This is a genomic window from Microvirga sp. 3-52 (genome assembly GCF_018383585.1).
Classification (GTDB): domain Bacteria; phylum Pseudomonadota; class Alphaproteobacteria; order Rhizobiales; family Beijerinckiaceae; genus Microvirga.
In genome coordinates, this window is record NZ_JAHAMK010000043.1 from 1 (window position 1) to 16,489 (window position 16,489).

A 16,489-nucleotide genomic window follows, 5' to 3' on the forward strand; every position below is an offset into this window, starting at 1 on the left:
GTGGCGGGCGGCCGCGTGACAGGAATGCCCCGCCTCGACAAAGCGCGCCACTCGGCGGCGCAGATCCAGCGAGTAGGACTTGGTCATCGCTCATCTCCTCCCAGAAAGAGGGCTGAGACAAGTGAATCACGAAGCCGCCGCGCCGCATAGCCCCAAGGACTCCGTCAGAACTGCCGTTGCTCTAGAAACGCTGAGGCGGCTGAGCCTGGGTTCAGCCGCCTTTCTTATGGGTGCCGCTTGATACAGGCTCAGAGAATTTCCAATACCTTGTCCGGCCGGGCAGTCTGGCTTGAGGGTGCATAGCGTCGGATCATGCTGGCGCAGAATTCCGCAAATTCTTCCTTCGCCTGTGGTGCGCTAGTGTGATGGGGCGCAATTCCACGATGCTCCGGCGTAAAGCAGAAGGTCACCGTCACATCGAAATCCGCAAGCGCTTCCATCTGACGGTCGAACCAGTCCAGCGCATTCGGGCGGAAGCTGTCGGCCCAGGATAGGCCGGTGCGCAGGTATCTCACGCCCAGGCGCTTCATCCAGGCGACCGCATCGTCGAGGCGGTGGTCTTCATAGTGGAACCACTGGCACAGACCCATCTGGGGCGTGTGTTTCGCGAATTCCTCGAGAGCAGGCTTCGGCATGCCGTCCTCGCGCAGAAGGCCCATGTAGAAATGCCTGTAATAGGATGAGCCTTCGGCCTCCCTGTGGCGTGTCGTTGCCTCCCAGGAGCGGGGAAGATCGTACAGGCTGTACCAATGGATCTTCGGCACCTTGCCGATCAGGAGTTCGGCAGTCCGATTCAGGCCCCAGACCTGAACCTCCTCGGCACCGAAGGTCGAGATGCCGACCTCACTCACCCAGATGGGCTTGTCCGTTACCGCGCGAATCTCATCGATCTTCGCAGGCCATTCGTGGATCTGCCACAGATTCCAGTCGAGTGGGAACCCGTGGACGGCCACGACATCCAAGTGAGCCATGGCACCATGGCCTTCCAGCTTCTTGATGAAGCCTGGATCGATGGGCGAGATGCCGCCGAGCACGCGCGGCAGATTGGAATTCTCGGCCTTGATCGCCTGACCTGCGGCAATCGCCATCTCGGAGAAGAGCTTCCAATCCGGATCGATTTCCGGGTCCCAATGGGACTTGTTGTTGGGCTCGTTCCAGATCATTGCAGCTTCGATCATGCATTTCTCCCTTGGGCCGGATAGACGGCACCCGCCCCAGGTGGGGCATCGACACGGCGGCAGATGTAAACTTCGGCTTCAGGATGCCGGACGATCTCGAACCCGGCGCTGCGGAGCATGGCCTCGACGCACGCAGCGTTCGGTGCCCACCAGTTCGTGGGATCATCGGCATAGCGATGTTCGATGAAGTGCATCTTCGGATACCGCGGATCGTCGAAGTGATCTGTCTGCCAGAAGGTATAGTTCTCCTCGACAGACATGACGTCAGCCGATCCCCGCTGCATCGACTGGAATACGAGCAGATCCTTGGCCACATGCTCGTGAATGAGGTCAAGTGCTAGCAGTGGATGGCGCAGGTGGTAGAGAACGCCCATGAAGAGCACGACGTCGAAGCGCTCGCCGAGCTGCCCTGAATCATAGACAGAGAGTTTGCGGAACTCGATGTCGTAGCCCATCGTCTGCGCAGCGAAACGGGCCTGAGCGAGATAGGCTTCGTCGAAGTCGACACCGAGCACACGCTCCGCGCCGCGCTTCTTCATTTCCATGGAATAGAAGCCGCCATTGCAGCCAATGTCGAGCACGCTTTTACCGGTCAGATCCTGCGGAATCGCGTCGGCAAATTGCTGCCACTTGACGGCGGGATAATTGCCGAGGAAATGGTTGGGAGCGGTCCAGACACCATTCTTCAGCTCGATGTTGTGAAACCAGGGCCCTAGCGCTTCGGCTTTCCGGCGGATTTCGTCAGGCGGCGTGGGATCGACGGCATTCATCGTGGCGATTACTCCCTGTTCAAGTCATGAAGTCCGCGTGGCAGACGACCCGCCGGCCAGCCGAGGGCAACGCGGGCGCCCGAGATGGTGTCGTGCTGGGCCGCTTCACTCAGCAATCCGATGGCGGCGCGGTAGCCATGCAAGGTTCCAACATCGACATAGGATTCACCTGCCTTCACACCGATAGCCTTGCCCCCCTTCGCCAGATAGGCGTTCACGAGGGTGCCGAGATATTCATCCTCGCGATTGCGCGAAATCCAAAGCTGACGGAGCGCTTCCAGAACATGGCTTGGCATCTTGAAGGCACCCCAGATCCAGCGTGAGGCGGCATCCGGCTGCTTCACCTGGATCTCCTGGACCTGCATCGTTTCGTCCAGGAGAACTGCGTCGAAGACCTCCGGGTTGTCCACCGGAAAGAGAAGGAACGAGAGAGAATCTTCCGGCAATTCCGCCAGCGCTTTCTCAGGGAACCACACCGTGTCAGGAAGGCCGACGATCACGCTTTCGTCGGCGGAAATGAGCGGAGACGCCTGGAAGATTGCATCACACAAGCCACGAGCTTGCGGCTGGACCACATAGGCGATGAACGCATTTCCGTAGCTTGCTCCATAATATTCCATGATGTCGGACTTGCCAGGTGAAATGACGAAGCAGATCTTATCCGCTCCACCATGAATCATGCGCTCGACAAGGTACTCACTGACGGCGCAGGGGCGCTCGATGCCATCGTCGAGACGGCTTCCCACGGGCAGAAGCTCCTTCGAGAACGCCAGTGGCTGGATGCGGCTGCCGATCCCTGCCGCGGGTATGATCCCCCACATGATCAGGCCTCCATGATTGCAGTGGGGCCGCCGGTCGACCGCGCAAGGGAACTGGAGCCTTCGAGCAAGATCTCAAGCTGCTTCGCTCTGTGTGCCGCCGTATGCTCTCCGAGCACCCTCTCCCGGCCTGCCCTGGCAATACGATTTAACTCGACATCCGTGAGGTCGAGAGCTGTGACAACATCTTCTGTATCTCGCGCAATCAGGATCTCCCTGCCAGGCTCGAAGAAGCTGTCGAGGCCCTCCCAACAGTCGGAGAGAATGGGCACCCCGCAAGCTGCTGCCTCGAACAGGCGCCCGGAGGGGCACCAGCCCATCCCGGCCATGGCCTGCCGCGTGATGTTGAGCGTCAGGCGTGAGGACGAGTAGAAGGCAGGGTGCTCTGGTGGAGGAAGGTGCCGCACAAAATGAATGTTGGGCTGCCAGGGGAAGGTGTCCGGATATTGTGCTCCGCCGATGAGGAAGCGCTGGTTTTGCCGGAAGCCAGCCGGGTCGATGAACAGGCGCTGCAAGGCCTCCTGGCGATCCGCCGCATAGGTGCCAAGATAGGAGAGGTCGGAGACATAATGATTGATGGATGACACTGGGCGATGCACATCCGGATCCACATGCCCATAAAGGGGAGCAACGCGTCTTGCCCCAAGTTCAGCCTGTAGCTTTCCAAGGGCTTGGCCTCCTGTGTAACTTAAGACCAAGTCAAAATCGCCAAGCCCATGGGGGCCGATGTAGCTGATCGGCTCGCCTGCATCCAGACGCGAGAAGGTTACCGGAGTGTCGAGATCGTAGAAAACACGTGTGCCGCGCGCTATAGTCAGCAGGAGATCGCCAGCGGCGATGCCGTCTGGACAATAAGACGTCAGCATGGCGACGTCTGCGTTCTTGAATTCTGTCTCAGCCTGAAGGCGAATGCCGTCCCAATCCTCGTAGAGGATGAGATCGCAGCCCGGAAGTTCCAAAAGGTCCCGGTTGGCAGCGTAGTAGGGCACATCCTTCTCGAAGAACACAACCCTATGCCCCCGTCTTGCGAGCGCTCGGCACAAGCCGCGCCAGAGCGTAGCGTGGCCGTTGCCCCAAGATGAGGAGATGGTCAGGCCGAATATGACGATCTTCATGCGGCCACCACTTCGTTCAACCGTAGAATCTTCGACCCCCACTCGCCCACGACGAGCGTGGAGATCGAGGCAGGCTCTATCTCAAGGCGGCCGTATGCATCGATCGGCATGCCGAGGTGATAGAGGAGGGCCGCCTTGATCACATCGCTGTGGCTCACGAGGATAACCGAACGCTCCGCGTGAAGGCTGCGCAACTGTTCCATGGCTCCGACAATGCGCCCTTGAGCCTCCCGCATCGTCTCTCCCTTAGGGGGGCGACTGGTGCTGCGCGATCTATTCCAGGATGCCCAAAGCGGATTTTCATTCAATGCTTTGAAGCTTGCTCCGGTCCATCTTCCAAAGTTGATTTCGTTGATGGCGTCGCAAACCTGAACAGGTTGCCCAAGGCGCCGTGCGATGGGCTGTGCCGTCTCCATCGCTCGTTCAAGAGGGCTTGTGCAGATACAGGTCACGTTCTCGTTGGCAAAGCGATGAGCCAGGCGTTCTGCTTGGACTTTCCCGACTGAGCCGAGACACACTCCCGCCATGCGTCCGCAAAGAATGGTGCCGACGCGATCATGGGCTGCGTGGCGAACGAGAAAGAACGTGGTGGTCACCTTGACCCTCCTGCGCCCTAATCTTCATCACCATTGATGAAGCGGATTGTTCTATCGCGGGCTTCGTTATCGGTGAATTGCTGTGGCGGCGACTTCATGAAATAGCTGGACGGACCAGTGAGCGCGCCTCCGATCTTGCGATCCATTGCGAGCTTCGCGCAGCGCACGGCGTCGATCACGATGCCAGCGGAATTCGGGGAGTCCCAGACTTCGAGCTTCACTTCCATGTTCAGCGGCACGCCGCCGAAGGTCGTGCCTTCGAGCCGGATGTAAGCCCATTTGCGATCGGTGAGCCACGGCACGTGATCGCTCGGCCCCACATGGATGTCGCCTGCGGGCAGGGGAATGTCGAGCTGACTGGAGACGGCCTGTGTTTTCGATATCTTCTTCGACTCGAGACGCTCCCGTTCCAGCATGTTCTGGAAATCGGTATTGCCGCCAAAATTGAGCTGATAGGTGCGATCGAGCCGCACGCCACGTTCCCGAAAGAGATTGGCAAGCACGCGGTGAACGATGGTGGCTCCCACCTGGCTCTTGATGTCATCGCCGATGATGGGGAGCCCGCGTTCCTCAAACCGCTTATGCCATTCCGGATTCGAGGCAATGAAGACGGGAATGCAGTTCACGAAAGCGCATCCTGCCTCAAGCGCCCGTTCGGCATACCACTCGGTGGCCTTCTGCGAACCGACAGGCAGGTAAGAGATGAGGACGTCTGTTTTGGACTGGCGCAGAATCGCAGTGACGTCAGCCTCATCGTCAGGCGATTCCTCGATCGTCTCGCGCAAATACTTGCCAAGTCCGTCAAGTGTCCTGCCCCGGTTGACGATAATCCCACTCTGCGGGACCGTGGCAAACCGCTGCGTATTGTTAGGCTCCGCAAAGATTGCCTCGGCAACATCGCGCCCCACCTTTGAAGCGTTCACGTCGAACGCCGCAGACACTTCGACGTCACTGATATGATATCCGCCGAGCTCAACATTCATCAATCCAGGGACCGGCTCGTTGCCTTTCGCATCTTTGTAATAGGAGAGGCCCTGCACGAAGGACGAGGCACAATTGCCGACGCCCACGATCCCGACGCGGACCTTCCTCGAACTCATGACGGATCTCCCATGTATGGCCGGACGGATGCTCTCTTTTCAGGCAAAAAGGCACCGGCAGGCCGCAGGCATCCGACCTAAACCTTCTCCCAAAGCTTGGCCTTCAACGTTTGAAGAAGGTTTGTTGTTCCGCCCAGATTCCGCACCTGTGACTCTTGTCTTCACAGCCAAGCGCCCAAACTACTGCTTCGAAGTCAGGAACAAAGATGATCCCTCGGAGTTTCCTGAACGCAAACTCAAGCTTGTGAGGGAGATCTATGGCGCAGTCCTCGTTTGGCGAGGTCTGCTGAAAAGCCTGCTCCTAAGCTGGAATATGTGCATGTTCTGCGTCACATTTCCGGATGAGGAATAGGCTGTCGTCTCCTGCCTGATTCATCGGCGCTTGGGCCAGAAGCCAATCTGGAGACATCTTGTGACGGATACGATCCTCATTACCGGCGGTGCAGGCTTTATCGGGCGCTACGTTGCGCGTGCCTGCTTGGAGCGTGGACACAGGGTCCGTGTGCTCGATAGCCTCATCGAGCAGGTGCACGGTGACAGGACACAAGCCGATGGGCTCGACCGGGACGTCGAGGTCGTCGTAGGTGATGTCCGCGACGAGGCGGCACTCCTGCGGGCGCTAAAGGGTGCCACGAAAGTAGTCCACCTTGCAGCCGAGGTTGGCGTTGGTCAGAGCATGTATGCGGTCGACCGCTACGTCTCCGTCAACGATTACGGCACAGCTGTGTTGTTCCAGCAACTCATTGACAATCCAGTGAAGCGGGTGGTCGTCGCCTCGTCCATGAGCATCTACGGCGAGGGCCTCTATAAGGATCCGGATGGGAGGGTCCGAGAGGATGTTGTGCGCGTGGCACGCGCGAGTGAGAGCGACCCTTGGGATCCGTTGGACGAACAGGGACGACCTTTGATCCCGGCGCCGACGCCCGAGTGGAAGAAACCCGCGCTCGCCTCGGTCTATGCGCTCTCGAAATATGTTCAGGAGCGACTAACGCTCACACTATGCCCCGCCTATGGCATGGAGGGTGTGGCGCTCCGGCTCTGGAATGCCTACGGACCGGGGCAAGCTCTATCCAATCCCTATACAGGCGTTCTCGCCATCTTTGCATCGAGGCTCCACAACGGCCAGCCGCCGATGATCTTCGAGGACGGCCAACAGCGTCGCGATTTCGTTCATGTGGAGGATGTCGCGCAGGCATTCATTCTGGCGCTTGAACACGAAGAGGCCCCGGGCGGTGTTTACAACGTTGGAAGCGGGCAGGACCGTACCGTCTCTGAAGTTGCGGAGCTTCTGTCTCAAGCGATGAATCGGCCGATGGCGCCGGAAATTGCCGGAAAGGCGCGCATTGGCGACATCCGCCATTGCATCGCTGACATCAGTAAGATCCAGCAGGAATTGGGCTACAAGCCAAGAAAAGATTTCGCGGAAGGCTTGGCGGAACTTGCCGAATGGGTTGCCAAGCAGGAAGCCAAGGATCTCGTTAACGAAGCCCGAAAGGAGCTGGAAGCGCGAGGTTTGGTGGCATGAAGGCATCAGACACACCGGCTGCTGCGCCAGCCGTACTTCGCCATCGTCCCGTTCTGGTGACAGGCGGCGCTGGCTTCATTGGTTCCAATCTCGCCGACCATTTTGCCAGTGAGGGGCACGATGTTCTGATCTATGACGCTTTGCTCCGCCCCGGCGTCGGCCGCAACCTCGAATGGCTCAAGAGCCGGCATCCGAGCAAGATTTCTGCTGTAATTGGCGATATTCGGGATGAGACCTCTATCGCTGATGCCGCCCGCGAGGCTCAGGCCGTGTTTCACATGGCGGCGCAGGTTGCCGTGACGACTAGTCTTGCGGATCCCCGCGAGGACTTTGAGATAAATATTCGCGGTACTCTGAATGTGCTTGACGTGCTCAGACAACGAGACGAGCGGGTGCCGTTGATCTTTGCCTCCACCAACAAGGTCTATGGAGACCTTGCGGATGTGGAGTTGGAGAAAACAAACGATGCCTACAAACCGTGTGATCCTACGATCAGGAAGGCAGGCATCGGAGAGAATCGACCTCTGGATTTCCACACACCCTATGGCTGCTCGAAGGGAGCGGCTGACCAGTACGTACTGGACTACGCTCGCTCTTTCGGCATTCCGACCTGCGTCATGCGCATGAGTTGCATCTACGGTCAGCGACAAATGGGGACCGAGGATCAGGGCTGGGTGGCTCATTTCTTGATCCGTGCCCTTCAGGGCGAGCCGATTACAATTTACGGTGACGGTTGTCAGGTCCGTGATGTGCTCGATATTTCCGATGCCGTCGCTGCTTATGCTGCCGCATGGAAGCGTATCGATGCAGTTCAGGGGCGAGCTTTCAACCTTGGTGGCGGTCCGGAAAACGCCATCAGCCTGCGTCAGCTCATCACCCACATTGAGGAAATCATTGGCCGTCCGGCCGAGACGATCTACGCCGATTGGCGTGCTGGAGACCAGCGCTATTACGTTTCTGATACTCGCCTCGCAACTCGGGAGCTTGGGCTGAAGCAACCGAACTCTTGGCTCAAGGGGGTAGCTACTCTGGCAGATTGGCTGCAGGAAGAGAGCGGCCTCTCGCGTCTAAGTTCATCACCTTCTCGCCTGCAGGATGTAGAGGCTCTGTCATGACGGCCCCTTCCGCTTTCAAGTTGGATAACTTGGAGCGCTGCCATGACATGGCCTGACTGGAAAAGAGATTTGCATGTGCTTATGACAGCAGATGCAGTTGGAGGGGTATGGCAATATGCGCTGGATCTCTCTGAGGGTCTGCGTCCGCATGGTGTCAGAACGACAATCGTAGTGCTCGGGCCTCCCCCTTCCGCCGATCAACGGGCAACAGCCGAAGCCACGGGAGCAAAGCTCATCCTGACAGGTCTCCCCCTTGATTGGACGGCTCAGAGTGAGCGCGAGGTGGAGGAGGCCAGCGAAACGATTGCCCGCATTGCCGCGCAGAGCCGGCCGGATCTCCTTCATCTCAATTCTCCAGCTCTGGCAGCCCATGCTTCGTTCGATGTTCCTGTCGTTGCAGTCTGCCACTCCTGCGTCGCAACCTGGTGGCAGGCCGTTAAAGGCGGCTCCTTGCCGGAAGAGTTCGTCTGGCGGACGGAACTCGTCGCGCGAGGCTATGCGGCAGCCGACCAACTCCTGGCGCCAACACTCGCATTCGCGCAAGCGACAGTTCAGGCCTATGGTCTTGCACAAGCGCCGGCTATCGTTAGAAATGGCAGACGTTCTGGAGCAGTCATAAGAAGCGTTCCCGTTGAAGATCTCGTCTTCACGGCAGGGCGCCTCTGGGATGAGGGAAAGAATTTCGCTGCTATCGATCGGGTCGCATCTCACCTCACTGTTCCGCTTCTTGCTGCCGGGCCTCTGGAGGGGCCGAACGGTACAAAGGTTAAGGCCACCTACGCTAGAGCGCTTGGTCGGTTAGGCGACGCAGAGATCGCGCAGTATCTGAGCGCAAAGCCGATCTTTGTTTCGATGGCCCGTTATGAGCCCTTCGGTCTAGCAGTGCTCGAAGCCGCTCAGATGGAATGCGCCTTGGTACTATCTGACATTCCAACTTTCCGTGAGCTGTGGGAGGGTGCCGCACTCTTCGTTGATCCCAGCGATGAGAGTGCAATTGCTGGGGTGATCGACCATCTTTTGCAGGATCCTGAAAACCGAACGTCTCTGGGGCGCGCTGCTCGAGAGCGGGCTGATACTTACACCGTCGAGGCCATGAGTGCGAATGTTCTGAACGCTTACCATTCTATATTATGTCGGAAATCCCTGAGTTCATCCCTTAGGGGAGCCGTTGCATGAAGTTCGTCTATTTCACGCATTCCCTTGCCTCCTGTTGGAACCATGGCAATGCACATTTCCTGCGCGGAGTTTTGCGCGAGCTCGCTCATCGTGGGCATGCAGTTCTTGCCTACGAACCTCAGGGAGCCTGGAGCCTCGAGAACCTTCTAAGTGATCATGGGGAGGCAGGTCTCGATGCCTATCGCAGCCTTTACCCTGAATTGTCCTCGACAGTCTTCGATCCCGACTTTGACCTCGATGAGGCCCTTGCCGACGCCGATGTCGTTATCGTGCATGAATGGAACGATCCCTGGCTGGTTGATGCCATCGGGGAGGTGCGGCGGCGGGGCGGCCGGTTCACGCTCCTCTTCCACGACACGCACCACAGGGCTGTGAGCGATCCTAACGCCATCCGCCAGTTCGATCTCAGTGGCTATGACGGCGTCCTCGCCTTCGGCGAAACGCTCGCGGAGGTCTATCGCCGTTGGGGCTGGGGCGAACGCGTCCATGTCTGGCACGAGGCTGCTGATACCCGGATCTTCCATCCTCCTGCGCAAGAGCCGGAACGGAAAGGCCTCGTGTGGATCGGCAACTGGGGCGACGGCGAGCGCAGTGCGGAACTGGAAAACTTCCTTTTGCGCCCTGCCCAGACCGTCGGGTTGCCTCTCGACATCTATGGTGTCCGCTATCCCGAAGACGCGCTTCGAACCCTTGCCCGCTATCGTGTGACTTATCGCGGCTGGTTGCCGAATGCTCATGCACCTGAGGTATTTGCAAGACATGTAGCGACTGTGCATGTGCCGAGACGATTCTATGTCGACATACTTCCCGGCATTCCTACTATCCGGGTTTTTGAAGCTCTTGCCTGCGGCATTCCACTGATCTCCGCTCCGTGGAGCGATTCAGAAGGCTTGTTCAATCCCGGAGTGGATTTTCTGGTCGCCCAAGATGAAACGCAGATGGAGTGCCACATGAAAGCAGTTCGCGATGATCCCGATCTGCGCCGCTCACTGGCGGAGAACGGTCTCGGCGCCATCCGCAACCGCCATTCCTGTGCTCATCGAGTTGATCAACTTCTCGCCATTCTCTCAAGCTACGGCGTTTCGACGCCGACGGAGATGCCGGCATGAAAATCGCCTTCTACGGCTCCAGCCTTCTGTCTTCGTATTGGAATGGAGCCGCCACATACTATCGCGGTCTACTGAGCGACCTCGCCCGTCGCGGCTACAGCATCACGTTCTACGAGCCGGACGCTTTCGACCGCCAGAAGCACCGGGACATCGATCCCCCGGATTGGGCAGAGGTGAAGGTCTACCCTGCGACGGACGAAGCCGTGCGCAACGTTGTGGCCGAGGCAGCAAAGGCCGATGTGGTAATCAAGGCCTCCGGTGTCGGTGTGTTCGATAATGAGTTGCTGGAAGGGGTCGTCGCTGCCTCGCGTTCCGATGCCGTTCGGATCTTCTGGGACGTGGATGCACCTGCAACCCTGGCCGAAATGCGCGGGAGCTCCGATCATCCGCTTCATCGTGTGATGCCGGATCTCGATCTTGTCCTCACCTATGGTGGCGGTCCGCCGGTGATTGAAGCCTATGAGGGATTCGGCGCCCGCCGCTGCATCCCGATCTACAATGCCTGTGATCCGACGACCCACCATCCGGTTCCTGCCGACGAGCGTTTCAGGGTGGATCTGTCCTTTCTCGGCAATCGTCTGCCCGATCGTGAGGCGCGCGTGGAGCAGTTCTTCCTGGAGCCAGCTGCGCGTCTGCCGAATCGTAGTTTTCTGATTGGTGGCAATGGCTGGGAGACGAAAGCTATGCCGTCGAACGTACGCCATATCGGTCATGTCTATACGCGCGATCACAACGCTTTCAACACGAGCCCGTTGGCCGTTCTCAACATTGCTCGCGACTCAATGGCGAGTACAGGCTACTCGCCCGCAACCCGAGTCTTTGAGGCCGCGGGAGCCGGCGCATGCCTGATCACCGATGCTTGGATCGGCCTGGAACTTTTCCTGAAGGAAGGAGAGGAGGTTTTGGTGGCGCGCGATGGCAAGGACGTGGCCGACCATGTCGAAGCTCTGACACCCAAGCGAGCTCGGGCCATTGGGGATGCCGCGAGGACGCGGATCATGGCCGAGCACACCTATACCCGCCGTGGCGCAGAGGTCGATATCATCCTGTGCGAGGAGGTCTCCCAGAAGCGCGAAAGGAGCGTAGCGTGACGAAGCTTCGCGTTGTTGTTTTGGGGTTGAGCCTGTCCTCCTCGTGGGGCAATGGTCACGCGACAACCTTCCGCGCGTTATTGAGGGCCTTTGCAGCGCGTGGACACGATGTGCTGTTCCTTGAGCGCGACGTGCCTTGGTATGCGTCCCATCGCGATCTGCAGAATCCTGATTTCTGCCGTCTCGAATTATACTCCAATCTGGCGGATCTTGAGCGGTATCGAGAAACAATCAAAGGTGCCGATGCAGTTGTCGTCGGCTCCTATGTGCCGCAAGGCGTGGATGTTGGTCGCTACGTTCAGCGGGTGGCAAATGGCGTTGTGGCATTCTATGACATCGATACCCCCGTGACACTCGCGAAACTGGAGAGGAACGATTACGAATATCTCACGCCGAACCTGATTCCTGACTACGATGTCTACTTCTCCTTTACCGGCGGACCGACTCTTGATCTGCTCATAGAGCGGTATGGCTCGCCGGCTGCGAAAGCCCTGTACTGCTCCGTCGATCCCGAGGCATATCCGATGCTTGATCGGGAGAAGCGGTGGGATCTCAGTTATCTGGGCACTTACAGTCCAGACCGACAGCCGACGCTGGAGCGGCTCCTGATAGAACCAGCCCGAACAGCACCTCATCTGCGCTTCGCGGTGGCCGGTCCGCAGTACCCAATTGAGATCGACTGGCCGGAGAATGTTGAGCGTATCGATCACGTGCCGCCGAACGAGCATCCGACCTTCTATGCGCAGAGCCGCTACACCCTCAATGTCACGCGCGCCGACATGATCCGGGCGGGGTACAGCCCGAGCGTTCGTCTTTTCGAGGCTGCTGCCTGTGGAACGCCGATCATTTCCGACCCGTGGGAAGGGCTTGAAACGCTTCTGGAGCCGGATCGCGAGATCCTCCTCGCTCGCACCCCTGACGATGTTCTCGATGTACTCAGTACATGGTCTGATGAACAGAGAGGAGCTTTGGGTGCTCGAGCGCGGCATCGAATTCTTAAAGAGCATACGTCCGCTCATCGTGCAGCGTCGATGGAGCAGGGCCTCCTTGAGGCCATTCGGCGCAGACATCAGGAACTGCCAGTCGCTTTGGCAGTTGAATCCTGATCCTATGAATACATTCTAAAGATGGCGTTGAACAAATGCCACGCTTCAATGTTGGGCACAGTAGGTTTGTACCTTGGGACCTTTTTGAGGGTCTGAGAAGGAGAGCGTCTCATGAAGAATGGCAAGAGTAAGCATGTTCTCGTAGCAGGCGGGGCCGGATTCCTCGGATCTCACCTCTGCGACGCTCTTCTCAGTGATGGTGCTCATGTAATAGCGCTCGATAACTTTTTAACGGGGCGAAAGCAAAATCTTCGTCACCTAGAGCGCGAGCCGCGTTTCGATATCATTGATGGCGATATCATCAAGCCACTGCCGGCCCGGTTGCGTTCCAAGCGCGTGAAGATTGATGAAGTTTTCAATCTTGCCTGTGCAGCCTCTCCTCCCCATTATCAGGCAGATCCCGAGCATACCATGCTGACGAGCGTCGTCGGCACACACAACCTTCTCACCTTTGCTGAGGCGACAGGTGCACGCTTCTTCCTGGCCTCAACAAGCGAAATCTATGGCGATCCTGAGGTTCACCCACAGACGGAAAGTTATTGGGGTAATGTGAATCCTACAGGTCCACGCGCTTGCTATGACGAGGGCAAGCGGGCTGCAGAGACGCTGACATTCGATTTCGACCGTTCAGGACGAGCCGATGTCCGAGTGGCACGGATCTTCAATACCTATGGCCCGCGTATGCGTGCTGATGATGGACGCGTGGTTTCGAACGTTATATGCCAAGCTCTCGCAGGTGACGACATTACCGTTTATGGAGATGGAAGCCAAACCCGGTCGTTCTGCTATGTGTCCGATCTCGTAGATGGTTTTATGCGTCTCATGGCCTATGACGAAGCCTTCCCTGGTGCGGTTAACCTCGGTAACCCAATTGAACTCACTGTCGGTGAACTAGCCCAAAAGGTCTTGGCTATGACCAGTTCCTCATCTCGCATCGTGACGCGGCCACTGCCGGTCGACGACCCACGCCGTCGTCGCCCCGATATTTCTCTTGCCAAGAAACTGATTGGCTGGTCGCCTCGCACATCTCTAGATGCCGGCCTGAAGGCCACGATTTCTTGGTTCGCGGAAGATCAGTCCGCGGACAATAAGGCAGCCCGTGTAGTAGAGACTTTGGCAGGTGCAATCTCGGCTGGCCGGGCCTGAAACGGGGTGTAAGACGCGTGAGATAAACAATGCATTGGCGATGGCCAGCGCGTTCTCGTTCTGCCAGTAAGACAATCCGACAGGATCTCGACTCATTCATAGAGCTTTTTGATGGACTTATTATAGGTCAGGCAAAACAAGGGGCGCTCTATAGAGAGCGCCCTTTATCATGACATATCAGGCACGATTCAGCTCTTTGCCACGCCAACCGTGTCAGCCATCTGCGCGCCGCGAGCCCCCATGGGCTGATGAGCCCCTTCCGTCGTATCCTTGGCTGTCTGATGTTCCATCTCTGCATTGATCTCGGCACCAAGCAAAACAACGGTCGTCGATAGCCAGATCCACGTCATGAATCCGATGACAGCGCCGAGCGAACCATAGGTCTCATTGTAGCTTCCGAAGTTCGCGACATACCATGAGAAGAGCATGGAGACGGCAAGCCATAAGACGGCGGCTACAATTCCACCAGGTGTAACCCAGCGCCACTCCGCTTTGTCACGGCTGGGTCCGAAACGATAGATCAGCGACAGGCCGACTACGATGCCGATCAGGAGTATCGGCCATCGTGCAATAGACACCAGCCACTCAGTCCCTGAACCCAGGCCGATAAAGTTAAGGGCAATTGGCAGAACGATGATTCCGGCGAGAGCGATGAGAATGAATGCAATAGCGCCCAGGGTGAAGGAGAGGGACAGCACGTTCAGTTTGATGAAGCTTCGCTTCTCTTCCTCACCGTAGACGATGTTGAGGGCGTCGAAGATGGCTTTCATTCCGGCATTGGAGCTCCAGAGCGACAACCCCAAGCCGAAGACGAATCCGAACCCGAGTTTACCGCTTCCCTGGGAGGCAATCCGGGTGACCTGCTCGCGAATAATATCGAGTGCGCCGCCAGGAAGAACGCCCGACAGGGTATTCAAATGATCCTGGATCGTGCCTGGATCGGCGAATAGGCCGTAAATCGAGACTAGAGCTGCGATGGCAGGGAAGAGAGCGAGCAGGGCGTAATAGGTCACTCCAGCTGCAACCGACATGACGCGGTCTTTGTTAAACTCTTCGTAGGTGCGCCACAGGATGTCCTTCCAACCGCGTGCCGGGATCTCGGTTGGCGTATCGGCACTTCGGCCACGCCCTTTCTCATCAGCTGCCTGCGGTGGAGCATGCTGCTTTTCTGCAAAGTCTGAATTGGTGTTCCGTGCCTGCCCCCTGGACTGTGTCGGGTGCGACGATGGCCGCCTGACCTGGGTTGGGGTGGAGCGCTCTCCACCAACGACGAGACGCACGAGAGCCCATCCGAGAACCACGGCCCACATGGTCGTGACGGTCGAGGATGAGGAGGATTGCCGCGCTCCAGGTTGCTGGATAGCCGGATTATCTGCCATAGTCGGTTACAGCCTCGTTTATCAGTTGCCGGACAAAAAGCCCGGTTCAACCGTAAACCTTCCGAATAACGCAGCGGTTCCACGCACTTATGGGCACAAGCGACCCTGGAGCGCCCTTATGTCAGCCCCAGCCTCGGAAACGGAGGCAGTCTACCGACTGTGCGTGCCCTCATATTGATCGCCGGCTTTAACTCGGATGCAAGATTCTATGGGCCAGTGTCTCTCTCGATCCACGAGGAGGGTCTGAGATGGACAAGTGGTCAGGACGCAAGTGGGAACCGGTGACCGAGGAACGTCTGTTGCGGGCGATCGATGTGCTCGTCGAGATTGCGAAGGAGCACGGACCGACTTTCAATCCAATTCTTGAGACGGTTCGACAGGAACTGCACGACTTACGCCGTCGAAACCAACCTGTGGCCGATCGGATTGCTGAGAGCCCGCTTCGTAAGGCGGGCTGAGCCAGCCGTTACCATGATATTTAAAGGAAGGCATCGCCGATATCGAAGTCACTAGGCGGTGCTTGCGATCGGGATTCAGTAGGGGCCATTTCGTCAGATAGGACGGAGTTGCTCTTCTCGCACAAGGCGCTCTGGACCTTTCTGATTTCCCTTGATGTGATACTGAAAGCCGTTGCTGTCAGCCGGAAGGAGGCGGGTGATCTCCCATGTGTCCTCAGGCCTTGTGACATCGATGGTCGTCACCATGTTGAGAAAGGCCTCTACGGTATTAGTGCTCGTAAGCTTAACCAATCGCACTTGATCACCTACCTTGAACTTGTGCGACGCCATAGCCCAGCCCCATCCTCAAAAAACTACCTGAGCAGTAGGAACTAACATAAGTTAGTTTCGTTCCATGGCTCATGATGAACAATTATTCAGAAGACACACCAGTCGTTCTGCTTGTCGAAGATGAACTCCTGGTACGGATGGCTGCGGCTGACGATCTGCAGGATGCCGGCTTCCATGTGCTGGAAGCCGCCAATGCCGATGTGGCCCTTGCCGTGCTGGAAGCCTACTCCGATGATGTACGGGTGCTCTTTACAGACATCGATATGCCGGGATCCATGAACGGCCTCGATCTTGCCGAAAGCGTTCAGCAACGCTGGCCGCATATCTCTCTGTTGATCTCGTCCGCCTATCACAGACCACATTCCGGGCAGATTCCAGATGAAGGGCGCTTCATGCCGAAGCCCTATTCCAGCGAAGATGTGGTCCAGCAGATCCGCGAGCTCATGACGAGCCATTGACGTCCGGTTTTGACGGGGA

General features: G+C 57.7%; 16 protein-coding genes. 9 read left to right on the forward strand and 7 right to left on the reverse strand.

What is annotated here, in order from left to right:
* Nucleotides 1–248 precede the first annotated feature (248 nt).
* The 6 genes from KHP60_RS22285 to KHP60_RS22310 are packed head-to-tail and all read right to left on the reverse strand — an operon-like array spanning nucleotide 249 to nucleotide 5,577.
* A complete protein-coding gene (locus KHP60_RS22285; protein ID WP_213566482.1) occupies nucleotides 249–1,178 on the reverse strand; it encodes a beta-xylosidase in 930 nt (309 codons plus the stop codon).
* Nucleotides 1,175–1,948 (reverse strand): TIGR04290 family methyltransferase, encoded by a 774-nt coding sequence (locus tag KHP60_RS22290; RefSeq protein ID WP_213566483.1) that lies wholly within the window; start codon nucleotides 1,946–1,948, stop codon nucleotides 1,175–1,177. The genes KHP60_RS22285 and KHP60_RS22290 overlap by 4 nt, the downstream gene beginning before the upstream one ends.
* Nucleotides 1,949–1,956: 8 nt before the next feature.
* A complete protein-coding gene (locus tag KHP60_RS22295) occupies nucleotides 1,957–2,769 on the reverse strand; it encodes a nucleotidyltransferase family protein (protein WP_213566484.1) in 813 nt (270 codons plus the stop codon).
* A 2-nt stretch (nucleotides 2,770–2,771) separates the two neighbouring features.
* Nucleotides 2,772–3,881: a glycosyltransferase gene (locus tag KHP60_RS22300; protein WP_213566504.1), complete on the reverse strand. Its 1,110-nt coding sequence runs from the start codon at nucleotides 3,879–3,881 to the stop codon at nucleotides 2,772–2,774.
* Nucleotides 3,878–4,477 (reverse strand): histidine phosphatase family protein, encoded by a 600-nt coding sequence (locus KHP60_RS22305; RefSeq protein WP_213566485.1) that lies wholly within the window; start codon nucleotides 4,475–4,477, stop codon nucleotides 3,878–3,880. The genes KHP60_RS22300 and KHP60_RS22305 overlap by 4 nt, the downstream gene beginning before the upstream one ends.
* Before the next feature lie 17 nt (nucleotides 4,478–4,494).
* A complete protein-coding gene (locus KHP60_RS22310; protein WP_213566486.1) occupies nucleotides 4,495–5,577 on the reverse strand; it encodes an inositol-3-phosphate synthase in 1,083 nt (360 codons plus the stop codon).
* Nucleotides 5,578–5,989: 412 nt separating this feature from the next.
* Here KHP60_RS22310 and KHP60_RS22315 point away from each other — a divergent pair, with 412 nt between their 5' ends.
* From KHP60_RS22315 to KHP60_RS22345, 7 genes are all read left to right on the forward strand, one after another.
* A complete protein-coding gene (locus KHP60_RS22315; RefSeq protein ID WP_213566487.1) occupies nucleotides 5,990–7,102 on the forward strand; it encodes an NAD(P)-dependent oxidoreductase in 1,113 nt (370 codons plus the stop codon).
* Nucleotides 7,099–8,217, forward strand: coding sequence for an NAD-dependent epimerase/dehydratase family protein (locus KHP60_RS22320; RefSeq protein ID WP_213566488.1), 1,119 nt, complete (start codon nucleotides 7,099–7,101; stop codon nucleotides 8,215–8,217). The genes KHP60_RS22315 and KHP60_RS22320 overlap by 4 nt, the downstream gene beginning before the upstream one ends.
* Before the next feature lie 42 nt (nucleotides 8,218–8,259).
* Nucleotides 8,260–9,393: a glycosyltransferase family 4 protein gene (locus tag KHP60_RS22325; protein ID WP_213566489.1), complete on the forward strand. Its 1,134-nt coding sequence runs from the start codon at nucleotides 8,260–8,262 to the stop codon at nucleotides 9,391–9,393.
* Nucleotides 9,390–10,502: a glycosyltransferase gene (locus KHP60_RS22330; RefSeq protein WP_213566490.1), complete on the forward strand. Its 1,113-nt coding sequence runs from the start codon at nucleotides 9,390–9,392 to the stop codon at nucleotides 10,500–10,502. Before KHP60_RS22325 ends, KHP60_RS22330 begins: the two co-directional genes overlap by 4 nt.
* A complete protein-coding gene (locus KHP60_RS22335; protein ID WP_213566491.1) occupies nucleotides 10,499–11,593 on the forward strand; it encodes a glycosyltransferase in 1,095 nt (364 codons plus the stop codon). The genes KHP60_RS22330 and KHP60_RS22335 overlap by 4 nt, the downstream gene beginning before the upstream one ends.
* Nucleotides 11,590–12,699 (forward strand): glycosyltransferase, encoded by a 1,110-nt coding sequence (locus KHP60_RS22340; RefSeq protein WP_213566492.1) that lies wholly within the window; start codon nucleotides 11,590–11,592, stop codon nucleotides 12,697–12,699. The genes KHP60_RS22335 and KHP60_RS22340 overlap by 4 nt, the downstream gene beginning before the upstream one ends.
* A 111-nt stretch (nucleotides 12,700–12,810) precedes the next feature.
* Complete coding sequence (locus tag KHP60_RS22345) at nucleotides 12,811–13,845, forward strand: UDP-glucuronic acid decarboxylase family protein (protein WP_213566493.1); 1,035 nt, start codon at nucleotides 12,811–12,813, stop codon at nucleotides 13,843–13,845.
* 188 nt (nucleotides 13,846–14,033) lie between these two features.
* Here the strand turns inward: KHP60_RS22345 and KHP60_RS22350 are convergent, their stop codons facing one another.
* Nucleotides 14,034–15,224: a YihY/virulence factor BrkB family protein gene (locus KHP60_RS22350; protein WP_213566494.1), complete on the reverse strand. Its 1,191-nt coding sequence runs from the start codon at nucleotides 15,222–15,224 to the stop codon at nucleotides 14,034–14,036.
* Between the two features lie 248 nt (nucleotides 15,225–15,472).
* Between KHP60_RS22350 and KHP60_RS22355 the strand changes: the two genes are divergently transcribed.
* Both KHP60_RS22355 and KHP60_RS22360 read left to right on the forward strand, forming a co-directional pair.
* Nucleotides 15,473–15,682, forward strand: a complete 210-nt coding sequence (locus tag KHP60_RS22355; RefSeq protein WP_213566495.1) for a hypothetical protein — start codon at nucleotides 15,473–15,475, stop codon at nucleotides 15,680–15,682.
* Nucleotides 15,683–16,149: 467 nt separating this feature from the next.
* Complete coding sequence (locus KHP60_RS22360; RefSeq protein ID WP_249689034.1) at nucleotides 16,150–16,470, forward strand: response regulator; 321 nt, start codon at nucleotides 16,150–16,152, stop codon at nucleotides 16,468–16,470.
* Nucleotides 16,471–16,489: the final 19 nt, after the last annotated feature.

Coding starts and splice junctions, on each gene's coding strand:
- KHP60_RS22295 (WP_213566484.1), bottom strand. CDS start 2,769: ATGTGGGGGATCATACCCGCGGCAGGGATCGGCAGCCGCATCCAGCCA.
- KHP60_RS22310 (WP_213566486.1), bottom strand. CDS start 5,577: ATGAGTTCGAGGAAGGTCCGCGTCGGGATCGTGGGCGTCGGCAATTGT.
- KHP60_RS22300 (WP_213566504.1), bottom strand. CDS start 3,881: ATGAAGATCGTCATATTCGGCCTGACCATCTCCTCATCTTGGGGCAAC.
- KHP60_RS22285 (WP_213566482.1), bottom strand. CDS start 1,178: ATGATCGAAGCTGCAATGATCTGGAACGAGCCCAACAACAAGTCCCAT.
- KHP60_RS22355 (WP_213566495.1), top strand. CDS start 15,473: ATGGACAAGTGGTCAGGACGCAAGTGGGAACCGGTGACCGAGGAACGT.
- KHP60_RS22290 (WP_213566483.1), bottom strand. CDS start 1,948: ATGAATGCCGTCGATCCCACGCCGCCTGACGAAATCCGCCGGAAAGCC.
- KHP60_RS22325 (WP_213566489.1), top strand. CDS start 8,260: ATGACATGGCCTGACTGGAAAAGAGATTTGCATGTGCTTATGACAGCA.
- KHP60_RS22335 (WP_213566491.1), top strand. CDS start 10,499: ATGAAAATCGCCTTCTACGGCTCCAGCCTTCTGTCTTCGTATTGGAAT.
- KHP60_RS22320 (WP_213566488.1), top strand. CDS start 7,099: ATGAAGGCATCAGACACACCGGCTGCTGCGCCAGCCGTACTTCGCCAT.
- KHP60_RS22360 (WP_249689034.1), top strand. CDS start 16,150: ATGGCTGCGGCTGACGATCTGCAGGATGCCGGCTTCCATGTGCTGGAA.
- KHP60_RS22345 (WP_213566493.1), top strand. CDS start 12,811: ATGAAGAATGGCAAGAGTAAGCATGTTCTCGTAGCAGGCGGGGCCGGA.
- KHP60_RS22350 (WP_213566494.1), bottom strand. CDS start 15,224: ATGGCAGATAATCCGGCTATCCAGCAACCTGGAGCGCGGCAATCCTCC.
- KHP60_RS22330 (WP_213566490.1), top strand. CDS start 9,390: ATGAAGTTCGTCTATTTCACGCATTCCCTTGCCTCCTGTTGGAACCAT.